The sequence below is a fragment of the Zobellella iuensis genome (assembly GCF_016746085.1).
GTDB classification, from domain to species: Bacteria; Pseudomonadota; Gammaproteobacteria; order Enterobacterales; family Aeromonadaceae; genus Oceanimonas; species Oceanimonas iuensis.
Genome location: NZ_JAERTZ010000015.1, coordinates 26,184 through 43,487 on the forward strand (window position 1 = coordinate 26,184; position 17,304 = coordinate 43,487).

14 protein-coding genes are annotated in these 17,304 nt (G+C 67.5%); 7 read left to right on the forward strand and 7 right to left on the reverse strand.

Annotated elements, in window-relative coordinates:
- Positions 1–4 precede the first annotated feature (4 nt).
- Genes JKV55_RS06395 through JKV55_RS06410 form a run of 4 tightly spaced genes read left to right on the forward strand, consistent with a single transcriptional unit; the run spans position 5 to position 3,902 of the window.
- Positions 5–961, forward strand: a complete 957-nt coding sequence (locus JKV55_RS06395; RefSeq protein ID WP_202083371.1) for an ABC transporter substrate-binding protein — start codon at positions 5–7, stop codon at positions 959–961.
- Positions 962–965: 4 nt separating this feature from the next.
- On the forward strand, positions 966–1,976 hold the full coding sequence (locus tag JKV55_RS06400; RefSeq protein ID WP_369409625.1) for a FecCD family ABC transporter permease: 1,011 nt from the start codon (positions 966–968) through the stop codon (positions 1,974–1,976).
- 13 nt (positions 1,977–1,989) lie between these two features.
- Positions 1,990–3,072 (forward strand): FecCD family ABC transporter permease, encoded by a 1,083-nt coding sequence (locus JKV55_RS06405; protein WP_202083373.1) that lies wholly within the window; start codon positions 1,990–1,992, stop codon positions 3,070–3,072.
- Positions 3,072–3,902: an ABC transporter ATP-binding protein gene (locus JKV55_RS06410; protein WP_202083374.1), complete on the forward strand. Its 831-nt coding sequence runs from the start codon at positions 3,072–3,074 to the stop codon at positions 3,900–3,902. The genes JKV55_RS06405 and JKV55_RS06410 overlap by 1 nt, the downstream gene beginning before the upstream one ends.
- A 90-nt stretch (positions 3,903–3,992) precedes the next feature.
- Here the strand turns inward: JKV55_RS06410 and JKV55_RS06415 are convergent, their stop codons facing one another.
- Together JKV55_RS06415 and JKV55_RS06420 are read right to left on the reverse strand one after the other, a co-directional pair.
- Complete coding sequence (locus JKV55_RS06415) at positions 3,993–4,808, reverse strand: cytochrome b5 domain-containing protein (protein WP_202083376.1); 816 nt, start codon at positions 4,806–4,808, stop codon at positions 3,993–3,995.
- Positions 4,805–6,103 (reverse strand): ferredoxin reductase family protein, encoded by a 1,299-nt coding sequence (locus JKV55_RS06420; RefSeq protein ID WP_202083378.1) that lies wholly within the window; start codon positions 6,101–6,103, stop codon positions 4,805–4,807. Before JKV55_RS06420 ends, JKV55_RS06415 begins: the two co-directional genes overlap by 4 nt.
- A gap of 232 nt (positions 6,104–6,335) precedes the next feature.
- Between JKV55_RS06420 and JKV55_RS06425 the strand changes: the two genes are divergently transcribed.
- Positions 6,336–8,057 carry a GMC oxidoreductase gene (locus JKV55_RS06425; RefSeq protein ID WP_202083380.1) on the forward strand — a complete coding sequence of 574 codons (1,722 nt, stop codon included), beginning with the start codon at positions 6,336–6,338 and terminating at the stop codon, positions 8,055–8,057.
- Between the two features lie 28 nt (positions 8,058–8,085).
- Here JKV55_RS06425 and ycaC read toward each other — a convergent pair whose 3' ends face one another.
- Together ycaC and JKV55_RS06435 are read right to left on the reverse strand one after the other, a co-directional pair.
- On the reverse strand, positions 8,086–8,712 hold the full coding sequence (gene ycaC / locus JKV55_RS06430) for an isochorismate family cysteine hydrolase YcaC (RefSeq protein WP_202083382.1): 627 nt from the start codon (positions 8,710–8,712) through the stop codon (positions 8,086–8,088).
- 69 nt (positions 8,713–8,781) lie between these two features.
- Positions 8,782–9,639 carry a pirin family protein gene (locus JKV55_RS06435; RefSeq protein ID WP_202083383.1) on the reverse strand — a complete coding sequence of 286 codons (858 nt, stop codon included), beginning with the start codon at positions 9,637–9,639 and terminating at the stop codon, positions 8,782–8,784.
- A 125-nt stretch (positions 9,640–9,764) separates the two neighbouring features.
- On the opposite strand from JKV55_RS06435, the gene JKV55_RS06440 reads away from it, so the two are divergent.
- Positions 9,765–10,670: a LysR family transcriptional regulator gene (locus JKV55_RS06440; RefSeq protein WP_202083385.1), complete on the forward strand. Its 906-nt coding sequence runs from the start codon at positions 9,765–9,767 to the stop codon at positions 10,668–10,670.
- 69 nt (positions 10,671–10,739) lie between these two features.
- Here JKV55_RS06440 and JKV55_RS06445 read toward each other — a convergent pair whose 3' ends face one another.
- Together JKV55_RS06445 and JKV55_RS06450 are read right to left on the reverse strand one after the other, a co-directional pair.
- The gene (locus tag JKV55_RS06445) at positions 10,740–12,971 is read right to left on the reverse strand and encodes an NADP-dependent isocitrate dehydrogenase (protein WP_202083387.1); all 2,232 of its coding nucleotides are present in this window, start codon (positions 12,969–12,971) and stop codon (positions 10,740–10,742) included.
- 244 nt (positions 12,972–13,215) lie between these two features.
- Entirely contained in the window at positions 13,216–14,607 is a 1,392-nt protein-coding gene (locus JKV55_RS06450; protein WP_202083389.1) for a diguanylate cyclase, read from the reverse strand.
- A 321-nt stretch (positions 14,608–14,928) separates the two neighbouring features.
- Here JKV55_RS06450 and JKV55_RS06455 point away from each other — a divergent pair, with 321 nt between their 5' ends.
- Positions 14,929–16,200: a GGDEF domain-containing protein gene (locus tag JKV55_RS06455; RefSeq protein ID WP_202083391.1), complete on the forward strand. Its 1,272-nt coding sequence runs from the start codon at positions 14,929–14,931 to the stop codon at positions 16,198–16,200.
- A 103-nt stretch (positions 16,201–16,303) separates the two neighbouring features.
- Here JKV55_RS06455 and JKV55_RS06460 read toward each other — a convergent pair whose 3' ends face one another.
- A complete protein-coding gene (locus JKV55_RS06460) occupies positions 16,304–17,236 on the reverse strand; it encodes a pirin family protein (RefSeq protein ID WP_202083393.1) in 933 nt (310 codons plus the stop codon).
- Between the last annotated feature and the right edge of the window lie 68 nt (positions 17,237–17,304).

A 17,304-nucleotide genomic window follows, 5' to 3' on the forward strand; every position in this document is an offset into this window, starting at 1 on the left:
CGTTATGTCAGGAATTCTTCCCGCGCCTTCTGCCCGAGTTTTCAAGGCGGCCGCCCTGGTGCTGGGCACCCTGCTGTCGAATCCGGCCCTGGCCGAGGCACGCACCCTGGACACCCGCTTCGGCGAGCTCAGCATCGATGGCGAGGCGGCGCGGGTGGTCACCCTGTACGAAGGGGCCCTGGACACCAGCTTTGCGGTGGGGATTGCGCCCCTGGGCGCCGTGGCCACCCGGGGCGGCGATGGCGTGGCCAGCTATATGCAAGACAAGGCCGACGGCGTTGCCATCGTGAGCACCGCCCGCGAGATCAACCTGGAGTCGGTCATCGCCCTGCAGCCCGATCTGATCCTGGCTTCCTCCTCCCTGCCGGAAGAGCAGTACCGCCTGCTGTCGGCGGTAGCCCCGACCGTGGTAGCGGATGTCGACATGTTCCAGGACGGTGCCTGGAAAGAGGAAGCCCGCCTGTTCGCCCGGGCCCTGAACAGGGAGGCGGAGCTGGATAAGGTGCTGGCCGAGCTGGACCAGCGCACCGCCGGCCTGGCGCAACGGTTCGAGCAGTCGGTGCCGGCCGACGGGCGCAAGGCGTCGCTCGCGCGCTGGATGCCCCAGGGAGCCATGATGATGTCGTCCCGGTTGTTCACCTCCAGCCTGCTGAAGGCGGTGGGTTTCGACATGCAGGATGGCGGCATCGTCAAGGAGGGCCTGCCCCACAGCTCGCCCCTGAGCCAGGAAAACCTGTCGCTTGTCGACGGCAACTGGCTGTTCCTGGCCACCCTGAACCACGACGGTCGTGAGGCCCTGGCCGCCGCCGAGCAGTCGCCCGCCTTCGCTCGCCTGAAGGTGGTGCAACAGCAGCGGGTGTTCCCGGTCGACGGTCAGATCTGGACCAGCGCCACCGGTCCGCTGGCGGCCCACGCCATTCTCGACGACGTCGAGCGTGCGCTCGAGCAAGCGGCGCGCTGAGTCCGTGGCCGTTGTCGCTGCCGCCCGGCGTCCCCTGCTGTCGGTGATGCTGGCGGCGGGCCTGTTGTTGTTGCTGGTGTGCCTGGCCAGCCTGCTGCTGGGGGCCGGTAACATCGGCCCGGGCCAGGCCCTGGCCGTGCTGTTCGGGGCCGGTTCGGACGAGGCCCGTTTCGTGGTGGCCGAACTGCGCGGCCCGCGCACCCTGGTCGGGCTGGTGGTGGGCATGGCGCTGGGCTCTGCCGGCGCCCTGATGCAGACCCTGGCCCGCAATCCCCTGGCCGAGCCCGGCCTGCTGGGGGTGAGCGCCGGCAGCGGCTTTGCCGTGACCCTGGCGCTGATGCTGGGGGCCAGTACCGCCACCCTGACGGTGCACGTGGCCCAGGCGGGCGCCCTGGCCGGCTGCCTGCTGGTGCTGAGCGCGGCCCGCCTGAACGGGGTGGGCAACGACCCCATCCGTCTGGTGCTGGCGGGCGCCACCCTCTCCAGCCTGCTGCTGGCGCTGACGTCCCTGCTGTTGCTGTTCGACCAGCGCACCGCCGACGAAATCCGCTTCTGGGTCATCGGCAGCGTGGCCGGGCGCAGCCTGGAGCACCTGTGGCAAATACTCCCTTCCCTTGCCCTGGCTCTGGCGCTCACCCTGGTGGTGGTGCGCCCGCTGGCGGCACTGGCCCTGGGAGAAAGCGTGGCCCAGGGGCTGGGCCACAAGCCGGGGCGGGTGCGTTTGCTGGCGGTGTTGATAGTGGCGCTGCTGGTGGGCTCGGCCACCGCCGTGGCCGGGCCCATCCTGTTCGTGGGCCTGGTGGTGCCCTTCGTGGCCCGGGCCCTGGCCGGACCCGATATTCGCCGTACCCTCTGGCTCTGCCTGCCGCTCGGCCCCATCATCGTCATCACCGCCGACACCCTGTCGCGGCTGCTGGTGGCGCCGGCGGAGCTGCCCATCGGCGTGCTCACCGCGCTGATCGGCGCCCCCGTGCTGCTGGCGGTGGTGCGCGGCCGGCGCCTGCCTTCTCTGTAACCTAGGATGCTGCATGAATCTGGAATTCAGGCCAAAGGTATCGACGCTGCTGCTCAATGACCACTGGCCCCTGAGCTGGCGGTCAGGCGGGCGCGAGTTCAGCCTGCTGCTTTCCCGCCGCGGCCTCTGGGTGAACCTGGTGCTGCTGGTGCTGCTGGCCGCCACCGCCACGGCGGCGCTCGGCCTCGGCAACGTGACCCTGAGCCCGGCCGAAGTCTGGGCCGCCCTCTGGGGCGAGGCGCCGCCCCTGCACCGGCTGGTGGTGCAGGAGCTGCGCCTGCAGCGGGTGCTGGCGGGCATGGCCACGGGGGCGGCCTTCGCCCTGGCGGGCTGCCTGATGCAGACCCTGGCGGGCAACCGCCTGGCCACGCCCGGCATCATCGGCATCGACAACGCGGCCACCGCCTTCGCGGTGGCCTCGGTGGTGGGGCTGGTGACTTCGCTGGCGCCTTCCGCCATGTCCCTGGTGGGCGCCGTGACCGCCACCGTGCTGGTATTCGGCCTGGCCGGCGGCAGCGGCACCCGGGGTTATCGCTTTATCATCGTCGGTCTGGGGGTGGGCGCCATCGCCGGCGCCGTCACCCAGTTGATGCTGAGCCGGGTGGCCATCGATCAGGCCAACGTCGCCTTTCCCTGGACGGTGGGCAGCCTCAACGCCCGTTCGCCCGAGGCCACGGCCTTGCTCGGCGCCGGCCTGCTGCTGGGCTTTATGCTGGCGCTGCGGCTGGCCCGGGCACTGCAAGTGCTGCAGTTGTCCGAGCCGGTGGCCATCGGCCTCGGCCTCAATCTCAAACGGGTGCGCGGCCAGTGCCTGGCGCTGTCGGTGGGGCTCACCGGCCTGGCGGTGGCGGTGGCCGGCCCGGTGGGGCTGGTGTCGCTGCTCGGCCCCGAAATCGCCCGCATGCTGTGCCGCCACCGGGGCGTGCCCCTGCTGGCCTCGGCCCTGGCCGGCGCCCTGATGATGCTGCTGGCGGATCTGGCCGGGCGGCTGCTGCTGGCGCCGCTGGAGATCCCGGTCGGCATTGTTACCGCCGTGGTGGGCAGTCCTTACCTGCTGTGGATGTTGTTGAATCCTTCCTTCAGGAGTCGTCCTTGATGAATGCTGCCGTCCCCCTGCAATCCCTGCTCGGCCATGAACAGCAGGCCACGCTGTCGGCCCATGAGCTGGTGGTGGCCCATGACCGCCAGGTGATCATCGACGGCCTGGAGCTGCAACTGGCGCCGGGCCAGGTCACCGCCATAGTGGGGCCCAACGGCTGCGGCAAGTCGACCCTGCTCAATGCCCTGGCCCGGGTGCTGCGCCCGCGCGGCGGCAGCATACTGCTGGACGGGGCCGACATCCATCGCCGGCCCAGCCGGGAGATCGCCCGCCGGCTGGCGCTGCTGCCCCAGCACACCTCGGCGCCCGAGGGCATGACGGTGCTGGATCTGGTGCGCTTCGGCCGCCAGCCCCACCAGGGCTGGCTCAGCCAATGGTCGGAGGAAGACCGGAATATAGTGAGCGAGGCGCTGGCGGCGGCGGATCTCGAGGAGCTGGAGCAGCGGGTGCTGGACCAGTTGTCGGGCGGCCAGCGGCAGCGGGCCTGGATTGCCATGGCCATCGCCCAGTCCACCCCTTTGCTGTTGCTGGACGAACCCACCTCGGCGCTGGATCTGGGCCACCAGATAGAGGTGTTCGAGCTGATCCGCGCCCTGGCATCGCGGGGCAAGACGGTGGCCATGGTGGTGCACGATCTGGCCAGCGCCTGCCGCTACGCGGATCAGCTGGTGGCCATGCGCGACGGCCGCATCATCGCCCACGGCCATCCCCGGGATATCCTCACCCCGGCCCTGGTGCGCGAGCTGTACGGGATAGAGTGCGACATCACCCAGGATCCGGCCAACGGCAGCCCCATGCTGGTCAATGTACGCCGGGCCCGGCGCTGATCGTCGTCGGCGTCAGAGCGTCTCGGCCACTTCGTCCAGTGCAAGATGTCATAGATCTCCGCCTTCGCGGAGATGACGGTAGTCCCATCCTTATTCCCCGGGCCACTGATAGACCCCCCGGTTAAGGCCGTCGCGGATGGCCGAGATCACCTTGCTGGTGCGCAGGGTGGCGCCGGTGTAGCCGTCGATGTCGGTTACCACCTGTTCCGGCTGGTAGAGATCGAAGATATGGTGCAGCGGTTTGCCGGTCAGGTAGTCGGCCACCTGCCGGTACTGGCGGGTCACCGGAGAGAGGGGGGCGTCTTCGGCCAGGGCCAGGTAGTCGATGCCGCCGTAGGCCAGGTGCCGGTATTCCAGGGCGGTCAGCCGGCCGTCGCGCAGATCGAACTGCATTCCCACCTGCATTTCCCCCCGATCGAGGAAGCTGCCCCGGTAGCGGCCGTCCAGGTAGGTGCCGGGAGCCAGCTCGAGCAGCAGCTTGCCGTCCGGGTGGGCGGCGCGGCCGACCGGAGCGGGCGGGAGGCCGGGCTCCGGTGCGGGGCCCCCTTCCAGCTCGCCGATCAGGTAGCCGGCCAGCAGCCGGGAAGCGGCGCCGCTGTGGGCTACCCCGGGCCGCTTGTTGTGCCAGCCTTCACTGGCGTCCTTGCCGCACCAGGCCAGCAGCACCGCTTCCGGGCTGGGATGGTCGGGGATATAGGCGGTGATGTCGTACACCTTGCCGTCGATGGCCTTCCAGCAGCTGTCGCGGCTGTTATGGCGGGCCAGCTCTTCCCGGCTGATGGGCGCGACGCGGGGCGGTTCGGTGGCGTCGGCCCGGGTGCCGAGCAGGCCATGGCTGATGACCAGGGTGGCGATGGCGGCGCTAAAGGCGACCAGGGCGGTGTAGGCTATTTTGTTGAGGTTCATAAGAAGTCGAAGGCCTCCGTGTGGATGTGGGCGCGTGGCACCCCGGCCCCGGCGAGCAGCCGGAGCAGGTGGTGGATCATGGGCGGCGGGCCGCAGATCAGCAGCTCCCGCTCCCGGAAGTCGGGGCACTGTTGCGCCAGAAAGTCGAGCGCGAGCGGGCCCTGCTCGGAAAAATAGTGGGGTGCCAGGCGCAGGGACGAATGCCGGGCGGCGATGCCGGCCAGCTCCTCCAGGTAGTAGGCACGCTCGGGGCGGTTGGCCAGGTAGCAGAGCACCACCTCTTCCTCTTTGCCGGGGCCAGCGTCCAGCGCCCGGGCGGCGGCCACGAAGGGGGTGATGCCGATGCCGCCGCCCAGCCAGAGCTGTTTCCGTCCGGGATCGGCCTGCTCGAAAAAGGCGCCGTAGGGGCCTTCCAGCAGCACCCGGCTGCCCAGGGCGACGGACTGCAGCGCCCGGCTGGCATCGCCCAGGGCCTTGATGCCCAGCGTCAGTTCGGGCGCCCCCGGCGCCGAGGACAGGGTATAGGGATGCTCCTCGCCCCGGCCGGCGGCAAGGCCCTTATCCAGGGGGCTGAGGTAGACGAACTGCCCGGCCCGGTGGCGGAGCGGGCGGCGCTCGGGGCGCAGGGCGAGCTCCACCACGTCGGGCGCCAGGGCTCTGACCTCGGTAACCCGGTAGGGTTTTCTCGCCAGCCAGGGCGAGAGCCCCTTGCGCCAGAGCAGGGCCAGGGCCGCCAGGGCGGCGAGCAGCCACCAGGGCCAGGGGCTGGCCAGCGGCGGCAGGGTATGGAGCAAGGCCAGCGCCAGGGCGGGGACGGACAGCAGGTGCAGCCGCTTCCAGTGCTGGTAGTGGATGGGCCCGAAAAACTGGAAGGTGGGCGCAAGGAAGATCACCAGCAGGAGCAGGGCCAGCCAGCCGGCCCAGGTGAGCCAGTCGGCCGGGGGCGGAAACAGCAGGGCCACCGCCATGGCGAGGGACTGGGGCAGGGCGGCGAAGGCGAGCAGCAGCACGTGCAGCAGGAGCAGCATAAAGGCGCCGAAGCCCAGCCGGCGGTGTAGCCGCCACAACCGGGGCAGGCCGCCGAACCAGGCGTCCAGGGCGGGCAGGCGGACGCTGAGGGCGGCGGTCACCAGCATCATGGCCAGCCCCAGAATGCCGCTTAACCGGCCCAGCAGGGTCAGGGCGCCGCTCCAGCCGGAGCCATAACCGAGCCACAGCCGGGGCAGGGCAACGGCCAGGGGCAGCAGGATCAGGGCGATGGCGAGGACTTCGCCGGGGGCAAGACGCTGGCGCATGGTCGGGATTTCCTGTCCGGTGGCGCGGCAGGCGCCCTGGGAAGGTGAGATGTAACCATAGCAGACGTAGGGAGAAAGGAAGACGGTGGCGACTACGAGCGCCGGAACCGGAAAGGGCGTGTTGAAGCTTTTTTGAGCCTCATTCTGGTCTTCTGACCGGCAGCAACTACCCTGAATGATGCATTTCTGTAAATGCGTTCACATAACAACAACAGCACAGGGAGTACAGACTATGAGTTATTCGGCATCGACTAACTTCAACTACGGTTTTCCCACCCCGGGCCCCCAGGATCCGACCCCGCAGAAGGTGATGGATCACGTCTTTTTCCTGTCGGAAACCGACTGGAAGCTCGCCCGGGAAGAGCGGCAGTACGACTACATCATCATCGGCAGCGGTTTCTGTGCCCTGGCCTTTGCCGAACGCACCCTGCGCAAGGATCCCGGCAAGCGGATCCTGATCCTGGAACGGGGGCCCTTCTTCCTGCCCGAGCATTTCCAGAACCTGCCGCTGCCCTACCAGCAGACCCTGGGCGGCCTGTCGGAGACCTTTCCCTGGACTCTGTCCGCGAACAGCATCAACCAGCCGCCTGGCCATATCCAGTGGCAGCACGGCATGGTGCCCTTCTTCGGCGGCCGCAGCATCATGTGGAGCGCCTGGTGCCCCCGCCCCACCGACGACGAGATGGCTGGCTGGCCGGAGGAAACGGTTCGGGCGGCGCAGCGCCACTTCGAGTCGGCCGAGGCCCTGCTGAACGTGGTGCCGGCCGACCAGATCGATGCGAAGCACAGCGCGACGACCCTGACGCGGCTGTCGGCCAGCCGGCCGGTGTATGGCCTGATGCAGCAGGCCCTGCAGACCCGGCTGCAGGAAAACCTGCAGCGGGTAACATCCGCCACCCGCTGCATGGCGGCGCCGCTGGCGGTGGGGGCCGGGGCCCAGGAAGGGCTCGACTTCGCCAAGTATTCCACCCCGAGCGAGCTGCTCGAGCTGGCCGACCGGCAGCGGCAACTGGCCGGCAAGGCCAAGGGCAGCCCGCTGGATATCGCCACCCAGTGCAAGGTTGAGCGCATCCTGCAGCAGGATGGCCGGGCCACGGCCCTGGAAACCAGCCGCGGGGTGGTGAACGTGGGGGATGCGAAATTGATCCTGGCGATGGGCACCTTGCCGCCCACCACCCTGGTGCTGAATTCCTTCCCCCAGGTCAAGGCGGCCGGGCGGCGTTTTACCGCCCACTTTATCTCGGCGATCGTGGCCCGGGTGCCCCGGCGCGACTACCCCTTTGCCGAGCAGCTCAACGATCTCGAGCTGGCCGCCATCTATATGGCGGGCAAAAGCCCGGCGGGCATGCAGTACCATGTGCAGCTGTCGGTGCTGTCCGACCGGCACCCCGCCGTCAATGCCCAGAAGGCGGCCCGCTACGCACCGGATGTGGTGGCCACCGCCTCCATGGCCCAGCTGGAAAGCTCGCCGGATCACCTGGTGTTCGTGTGCGCCGTGCTGGGCGAGATGGACTACCAGAATCCGGACAACCACTTGTTGCGCAACGACGGTGAAGACCCCACCACCAACGTGACCCTGCAGGTGCTGGCCAACGAGGTCGACGATGCCACCTGGGACACCATGGATGAAGGCACCTTCCAGATGCTGGAGCAGGCGTTGTCGCCCAAGGGCGCCGGTGCGGTGGAATACTGGCACGGCAGCCCGGACCAGGGCGTGTGGCGGACGGAGCGGCCGGCGGTGGCCCAGCGGCGGGTGCCGGGGCTGGTGCACGAGGGCTCCAGCCTGTGGATCGGCGGCGAGGATGCCCCCGTGGGGCTGGACTACCGGCCCGTCGGGGTCGACAACGTCTATGTCACCGGCGGGGCGCTCTGGCCGAGGAGCGGCTCCTGGAACCCGACCATGACCATGGTGGCGCTGGCGCAGGATCTGGCGGAGCGGCTGGCGGAGGGATAAGTCCGGCGCCGGCCAGAGCGGGGCCCGGTTATTTACCCGATGTCAGGGTATTGTAGCTGGTGATCAGGTTGCGATAGTCGGGGATATGGTTGGAGAACAGGGTGCCCAGGCCCTCGATGTCGTTGCGCCAGTCCCGGTGCAGCTCGCAGGCCACCCCGAACCAGGTCATCAGCTGGGCACCGGCGGCGGACATCCGCTCCCAGGCGGCATCGCGGGTCAGTTCGTTGAAGGTGCCCGAGGCGTCGGTGACCACGAACACCTCGAAGCCTTCCTCCAGCGCCGACAGGGCGGGGAAGGCCACGCACACCTCGGTGACCACGCCGGCGATGATCAGCTGCTTCTTGCCGGTGGCCTTGATGGCCGCGACGAAGTCCTCGTTGTCCCAGGCGTTGATCTGCCCCGGGCGGGCGATATAGGGCGCGTCGGGGAAGGCCTCCTTCAGCTCCGGCACCAGGGGGCCGTTGGGCCCCTGTTCGAAGCTGGTGGTGAGTATGGTCGGCAACTCGAAGTACTTGGCCAGGTCGGCCAGGGCCAGCACGTTGTTCTTGAACTTGTCCGGCTCTATGTCCCGTACCAGCGACAGCAGGCCGGCCTGGTGGTCGACCAGCAGTACGGCTGCATCCTTCTTGTCCAGACGAACGTAGGGCTTGCTCATGGTCTTGCTCCTCGATGGTGGTGTGCCCTGAGGCACTGTGTGGCCCGGCGGCGTTTGCCGCCGCCGGGGTCAGTTCATGGCGCCGAAGCGGCCGCTGTTGAAGTCGTCGATGGCCTGGCGGATCTCGGCCTCGCTGGTCATCACGAAGGGACCGTAGCCGACCACCGGGTCGCCCAGGGGCTCGCCGCTCAGCAGCAGCAGGGTCGCCTCGTCGTTGGCCTCCAGGCTGATCTGCTCGCCGTCGGGCTCGAACAGCACCAGTTGCGCCTCCCGGGCCAGGCTCTGGCCGTTGACCAGCACGGTGCCCTTCAGCACCACCAGGGCCGTGGTCCAGCCGGCGGGCAGGCTGAATTCCTGGTAACCGTCCCGGTTCAGGCGCAGATCCCACACCTGCATGGGGCTGAAGGTACGGGCCGGCCCGGTATGGCCGGCGAAGTCACCGGCGATCAGTCGCAGCCGGCCGGCGCCCAGATCGATATCGGGAATGGCGGCGTTCGCGATGGCCTGATAGCCGGGGGGCGTCATCTTGTCCATGGCGGGCAGGTTGACCCACAGCTGCACCATCTCCAGCTCGCCGCCGCTGCGGGTGAAGGCCTCGGAGTGGAACTCCTCGTGCAGTATGCCGGCCCCCGCCGTCATCCACTGCACGTCGCCGGGGCCGATGACGCCGCCCTTGCCGGTGGAGTCCCGGTGGGCCACCTCGCCTTGATAGACGATGGTGACGGTCTCGAAGCCCCGGTGCGGGTGCTCGCCCACCCCCCTGGGCCGCTCGGCCGCGGGAAAGTGGGCCGGCCCGGCGTAGTCCAGCAGCAGGAAGGGGCTCAGTTCGGCGCCATGGCTGTGGTAGGAAAACAGCGAGCGGACGGGGAAACCGTCGCCCACCCAGTGGGCGCGCGGCGCGCTGTAGATGCCGGCGACTCGTTTCATGCTTCTCTCCCGTAAATGGATGATGTAGGAAATTCTAGTCGTGGGACGAAAAAGCGGTAGAGGGTGGATTTGAGAATCAGTGTTCTATATAAGGAACGATAGGGCAGAAAAGGAGCGAGAGGCCCATGCAGGATCTCAACGACCTTTATTACTTCGCCGCCGTGGTCGATCACGGCGGCTTCTCCCCGGCGGGGCGGGCCCTGGGGATCCCCAAGTCCAAGCTGAGCCGGCGTATCGCCCTGCTGGAAGAGCGGCTGGGGGCGCGGCTGCTGCAGCGCTCCACCCGCCACTTCTCGGTGACCGAGGTGGGGCAGCGTTTCTACGGGCATTGCAAGGCCATGCTGGTGGAGGCGGAAGCGGCCCGGGATCTGGTGGCCTCGACCCAGGCGGAGCCGAGGGGCGTGGTGCGACTGAGCTGTCCCATCGCCCTGCTGCACGCCCATGTGGGCCAGATGCTGGCCGACTTCATGGGGCGCTACCCCCAGGTGACCCTGCACCTGGACGCCACCAACCGGCGGGTCGATCCGGTGGGCGAGGCCATAGACGTGGCCATCCGGGTGCGGCCGCCGCCGCTGGAAGACTCCGAACTGGTGATGCGTACCCTGGCCGACCGGGCCCAGTGCCTGGTGGCCAGCCCGGCGCTGCTGGCGGAGCGGGGCGAGCCGCGGGTACCGGCGGAGCTGGGGCGGTTGCCGAGCCTGGCCCTGGGCGCGCCCCAGGAGCTGTACAGCTGGGAGCTGTACGGCCCGGACGAGGTCCAGGCCCAGATACTGCACCGGCCCCGCTTCGTGACCACCGACATGCTCGCCCTGCGCGCGGCGGCCCTGGCCGGGGTGGGGCTGGTGCAGCTGCCGGTGATGATGGTGCGCGAGCCGCTGGCCGGCGGCGCCCTGGTCCGGCTGTTGCCGGCCTGGCAGCCGCGGCGGGAGATCATCCATGCGGTCTATCCCTCCCGCCGCTGCCTGCTGCCCTCGGTACGGGCCCTGCTCGACCACCTGGCCGAACGCTTCGCCGCCATGGACGAGGATTAGCGGGGTGGGGAAGGGGGAAATAAAAAAGCCCGCGGCAGTGCCGCGGGCTTTGTCAGGATCTGCTCCGGCTTAGCCGTTCAGGGCGGCCAGGTCCTGGTTGAGGGTGGCGCTGGGGCGCATCACCTTCTCCACCGCGGCCGGGTCGACATGGTAGTAGCCTTGCAGCCCGGCAGACTTGCCCTGGACCGCGTTCAGCTCTTCCAGGATCTTGGCTTCGTGCTCGGCCAGGGCCTTGGCCAGGGGCGCGAAGTGGGCGGCCAGGCCGGCGTCCTCGGTCTGGGCGGCCAGCTGCTGGGCCCAGTACAGGCCGAGGTAGAAATGGCTGCCGCGGTTGTCCAGCTCGCCGGCGCGGCGGGACGGGGACTTGCCGTTGTCCAGCAGCAGCTCGGTGGCCTTGTCCAGGGTTTTGGCCAGGATCTTGGCGCGTTCGTTGCCTTCCTTGATGCCCAGCTCTTCCAGCGACACCGCCAGGGCCAGGAATTCACCCAGGGAATCCCAGCGCAGGTGGTTTTCTTCCATCAGCTGCTGCACGTGCTTGGGCGCGGAGCCGCCGGCACCGGTTTCGTACATGCCGCCGCCGGCCAGCATGGGCACGATGGACAGCATCTTGGCGGAGGTGCCCAGTTCCATGATGGGGAACAGGTCGGTCAGGTAGTCGCGCAGCACGTTGCCGGTGACGGAGATGGTGTCCTGGCCGCGCTTCATGCGCTCCATGGAGAAGCGGATGGCTTCGTTGTAGGACATGATGTGGATGTCCAGTCCGCTCAGGTCGTGCTCCTGCAGGTAGGCTTCCACCTTTTTACGCAGTTCGTTGTCGTGGGCGCGCTCGGCGTCCAGCCAGAACACGGCCGGAGTATTGGAGTTGCGGGCGCGGGTCACGGCCAGCTTCACCCAGTCGCGGATGGCGGCGTCCTTGGTCTGGCAGGCGCGCCAGATATCGCCCTTCTCCACGTCGTGCTGCATCAGTACCTGGCCGGCTTCGTCCAGCACGCGCATGGTGCCGTCTTCGGTCAGCTCGAAGGTCTTGTCGTGGGAGCCGTATTCCTCGGCCTTCATCGCCATCAGGCCCACGTTGGGCACCGTGCCCATGGTGCGCGGATCGAAGGCGCCGTTGGTCTTGCAGAAGTTGATCACTTCCTGGTAGATGCGGGCGTAGGTGCTCTCGGGCATCACCGCCTTGGTGTCTTTCTGTTTGCCGTCGCGGCCCCACATCTGGCCGGAGTTGCGGATCATCGCCGGCATGGAGGCGTCGACGATGACGTCGCTCGGCACGTGCAGGTTGGTGATGCCCTTGACGGAGTCCACCATCGCCATTTCCGGGCGGTGCTCGTAGCAGTCGTGGATGGCCTGCTCGATTTCGTCCTGGGTGGACTGGGGCAGGGTCTTGATCTTCTCCAGCACGCTGTTCATGCCGTTGTTGGGGTTGACGCCCAGTTCGTCGAACAGCTCACCGTATTTCTCGAACACGTTCCGGTAGAACACCTTGACCGCGTGGCCGAATACGATGGGGTGGGACACCTTCATCATGGTGGCCTTGACGTGCAGGGACCACATTACGCCGCTTTCCTTGCAGTCCTGCAGGGTGCCTTCAAAGAAGTCACGCAGCGCCTTGCTGCTCATGAACATGCTGTCCAGCACCTCGCCCTGCTGCAGCGGCAATGTTTTTTTCAGCTCGACCTGGCCGGCCTTGTTCACGAACTCGATGCGCACGGTCTGGGCCTTGTCCATGGTCACGGACTGTTCGCTGGAGAAGAAGTCGCCGCCGTTCATGTAGTCGGCGTGGGAGCGGGAGGACTTGCTCCAGGCGCCCATGGAGTGGGGGTATTTGCGGGCGAAGGCTTTTACCGCGGCCGGGGCGCGGCGGTCGGAGTTGCCCTGGCGCAGCACCGGGTTGACCGCGCTGCCGAGGATCTTGGAGTAGGCGTCGCGGATGGCTTTTTCTTCGTCGGTTTTCGCCTCTTCCGGAAAATCGGGAATGCCATAGCCCTGGGCTTGCAGCTCGGCCACGCAGGCGCGCAGCTGGGGCACGGAGGCGCTGATGTTGGGCAGCTTGATGATGTTGGCATTCGGATCCTGGGTCAGTTCGCCCAGTTCGGCCAGGCCGTCGGCCACGCGCTGTTCTTCGCTCAGGTACTCGGGGAAGGCGGCCAGGACGCGGGCGGCCAGAGAGATATCGCTGAGGGTGACCTTGATGCCGGCGGCGCTGGTGAAGGTGCGCACTATGGGCAACAAGGAGTAGGTGGCCAGGGCCGGGGCTTCGTCGGTCAAGGTGTAGACGATGGTCGATTCTTTAGTTGTCATTATTTCGCTATTTCCCTGCTTGATAGATGGGGGATCAACGGCTCGGCGTGGCGTCCACTTGTGGTGGGTGCCGGCCGCCGGCCAACGCCGCTGGATTGAATTTCCGGCAGGCATTGTATGACGTTCGCGCACAAGACTTAAGGGGGTTGCGCGAATTCTGTCGACTGGTTCGACTAATTGATGGTGACTTAAGCAAATTCAGGGCATTTTTATGCACGGTTTGTGTGGCTATTGCCGCCCCGGCTCAGGCCGCGGCGTCGTGAACCCGCAGGCAGGCCCGGTCCCGTCCTTCGGCCTTGGCCTGGTAGAGGGCGGCGTCCGCCCGCTGCACCAGGGTTTCGACGCTGTCCGCCGGGGTGGCGGTGCTGATGCCGGCGCTCGCCGTGACCCTGCCGGTGCCGGGAAAGGCATGGCCACGGGCCGCGGCCAGCAGCCGTTCGGCCAGCTCCTGGGCCTGGCCGGCATCGGTTTCCGGGCAGAGCAGCATGAATTCCTCGCCGCCCCAGCGGCACAGGCTGTCGGCTTCCCGCAGGTTATGCCGCAGCAGGCGGCTGAAATCCACCAGCACCTTGTCGCCGGTCAGGTGGCCCTGCTCGTCGTTGATGTGCTTGAAGTGGTCCAGGTCGAGCATGATCACCGCCAGTGGCCGCCGGTAGCGCTGGGCCAGGCTCAGCTCCTTGTGGAAGATGTCGTTGAGGGCGTGGCGGTTGGGTAGCCCGGTGAGCTGATCCGTTTGCGCCAGTATCTTCAATTGCCGGTTGAGGCCGTTCAGCCGACGCATCCAGAACAGGCTGGTGGCGAGCACGGCGGTCAGGGTGCCGCCCAGGGCATAGACCAGGGTGTAGTCGGTCACCACCTGCGACACCATGTTCATGGCGGTGTGCCGCCCCATGATCTGTTGGCGCTGCTCGGGGGTCAGGGTGGCTATGCCTTTGTCGAGGATGTCGCGCAGGGTCTGCTCCGACTTGAGCACCCCCATGCGCAGCCGGTTGTTGTAGCCCGGGATCTGGCCGGACACCTTGAGGTTGAACCAGCCTTCGTTCTTGATGGTATGGGCCGCCATGATCAGCGAGCGCAGGGTCATGTCCACCTTGCGCTCCGACACCAGCCGCAGCGCTTCGCTTTCCGAGTCGGTATAGATGATCTCGATATGGGGGAAGTCGCGGGCGAAAAACTCGGCCATGGCGGTGCCGTAGGGCAGGGCTATGGTCTTGCCGGTGAGGCTGGATACGTCCGAGATAAAGGGATGCTCCTCCCGGGTGATCAGCACGTTCGGATCTTCCAGCAGCGGCTCGGTAAAGATCAGCCACTGCTCCCGCTCCGGGGTCTGGTTGAGAAAGCTCAGGGCCAGGCAGTCGCCGGCCCGGGAGGCGATCAGGCTTTCCTCCCAGGTCTGGGTGGGATGCAGCCGGACCTGCAGCCCGGTGTTGGCCGCCACCATGGCGATCAGATCGGCGGCGATGCCCACATGCTGGCCGTGCTTGTCGATAGCCTCGAACGGAAACCAGTCCGGATCCACACAGAGGGAAACGCCGGGGTGGGCGTTGAGGTAGGCGCGCTCGGACGCGCTCAGTTCAACCGGGTGTTCGCTGGCCAGCACAGGGGTTGCCAGGCTGAACCAGATCGGCAGGCCCAAAAAAAGGCTCCAAAAGAATCTTATTTTATGGCCTATGCCACGGCCGTGGCCTAGGTTTGAGGCTGAATCCATTCCTTTCCTCAAAAATCAGCGGGTTGCCTCATCATCCTCGTTTCGGCCGCGCAGGGCAATGGCCGAGACCCATGAAAGCGGAGCTGTGGTGTGATTTATCTGAGGTGGGACAAGGTTCTGCGCTGGGGTTCGTATTATCATCCCCCGCCTTGTCATGGTGCCGGGCGGCAATAGGGCCGGGGGCCCTTGAAGGGAGGAGGGCAGGATGCGGAACTGGGGATGTTGTTCAGGGTGATCAAGACGGAGCCGATGAAAAGAGCCTGGTGGCCGTTCTGGCTGTGGCTGCTGTGCGTATTCCTGATCCTGGTGTGGGGCCGGCCGCTGGTGCGGCATGAGTTCGAACGCAGCCTGGGGGAGAGCATGATGGCGCTGGCGGCGGGTATGGCACGCCAGCTGGTACTGGGCCGGGAGCAGGTGGCGGAGCTGCTGCCCCTGGATTATGCCTCCTTGCAGCAGCATCCGCTGAACCGGGAATTCGAGCGGGATGCCCGCGAGCTGATGGCGCTGGCCGATATCCGTTACATCTATGTGGAAGTGGATCTGGGGCCGGCGGCGCCGTTCCGGGTGGAGCCGGGCGAGGAAAAGGTGTTCAATGCCGCCGCCGGCACCCCGCTCGATATCCTCTATCTGCTCGACGCCGTGACCGAGGAGGAGGCGGCGTGGCAGGTGCGGCTCTTCCCGGAGAAGGAGAGGTACGGCCTGCTCGGCGAGCGGAACCGGGCGCTGTTTGCCGGGCGCCAGCCCGGCTGGCTCGCCAGCGAGGATCGCTGGGGCAAGTACCTCACCGCCTATGCCCCCCTGTACCTGAGTGACGGCGATTTCCTGGGCATGCTGGGGGTGGACTACGACTACGGCAGCCACCGCCGGACCCTGCTGCTGTACGAGTCGGTGTTGCTGCTGCCCCTGCTGCTGAGCGGGGGCGTGCTGCTGTTCCAGCTGTTCCAGTTGAAAAGCAGCATCAGGGCCGAGAAACAGGCCCGGGGCGAAGCCCTCCAGGCCTACAGGGATACCCTGACCGGCATCTGGAACCGGCGCGGGATCTGGCGGCTGCTGGAGCGGCAGTGGCGGCTGGCGCGGGCGCACCATCACGGCGTGACCCTGCTGCTGGTGGACGTGGATTATTTCAAGGAATACAACGACAACTACGGCCATCCGGCCGGTGACCGCATGTTGCAGGCGGTTGCCGGCATGCTGGCTGAGCTGGCCGGGGAATACCAGGGGGTGGTCGGACGCTACGGCGGCGACGAGTTCATGCTGCTGTTCTCCAACCTGATCCCGGGGGAAGAACACAAGCTGGGCCAGGATATTCTGGCCCGCTGCCGCACCCTGGCGATTCCCCACGGTTTTTCCCCCATCTCCGACCGCCAGACCCTGAGCGTGGGCGCCGTCACCCTGGCGCCCGGGCAGGAGATGGCGATGGACACCCTGGTCGAGCTGGCGGACCGGGCGCTTTACCAGGCCAAGCGCCATGGCCGCAACCGGGCCTGCTGCCACCAGGAGCCGAAACGGCGGGCCGGCTGAGCCGGCCGCAACGGCGGGTTGAGGGGTTGGTTCCGCATAACAGATGGGCTTTCGTGGTAGGGCCGAATTTATTCGACCGAACCACTTATGCCGTCCTCCAGCCTCAGGGCAGCGGTGGCGCCTGCAATGGCTCGCCGTCGTAGCCCTGCACCACACCGAAGCGTTCAGTGCCGGCGTTCCAGTCGGCCAGGGCCCGGGCGATGTCGTCCCTGCTGTGGCCGACGAAGTTCCACCAGATGTAGATGTCCTCGTCCAGCGGCTCGCCGCCCACCAGCAGCACCCGGGCGCCGGGGGCCAGGGTCAGGGTGAGCTGTTCCCGGTGCAGGCCCAGGTAGGCCAGCTCGTTCTCCGCAAAGTGTTCTGCGCCAAGCGCCAGCTGGCCTTCCAGCACGAACAGGCCGTATTCGAACTTCGGGCGCAGGGGAAGGCTCAGCTCCGCCCCCCGGGGGCTGTGCAGATCCATGCCCAGCAGGGGCGAGAAGCTGAGGGTGGGGGCCTTGTGGCTCAGGTAGTCGCCCACCAGCAGGGTGAAGTCGACGCCGCCCTGCGACCAGGCGGGCAGCCTGGGGTAGTGATCGAAACGGGGCGGGGTGTCCTTGTCGGCCTCGGGCAGGGCAATCCACAACTGGGCGGCGTGCAGCCGGCCCTGGCCGGGCACCGATTCCTCGGTGTGGGCGATGCCGTGGCCGGCGGTCATCAGGTTGACCTGGCCGGGGCGGATCACCTGCCGGTGGCCCAGGCTGTCCCGGTGCAGCACCTCGCCTTCCAGCATCCAGGTAAAGGTCTGCAGGCCGATGTGCGGATGGGGCCCCACCCGCATGCCGGGCTCGCCCGGGGCGAAGTCGGCGGGGCCGGCGTGATCGAGAAAACACCAGGCGCCGATCAGCCGCCGTTGTTTGGACGGGACGGCGCGGGCCACGGGGATGCCGCCCACGTCGGCGAGGCGCGGCGCTATGCGCTGTATCTGGCGCTCGCCCTCCACCAGCGGGCAGTCGCGGGAAGAGCCGAAGCTCGCCGACCATTGGATATTGCTCATGGAACCTCCGGAAAAGGGTTGGACAGGGTGCCTTGTCACCACTCCGATAAGGTTAGCGCCTTATCGGG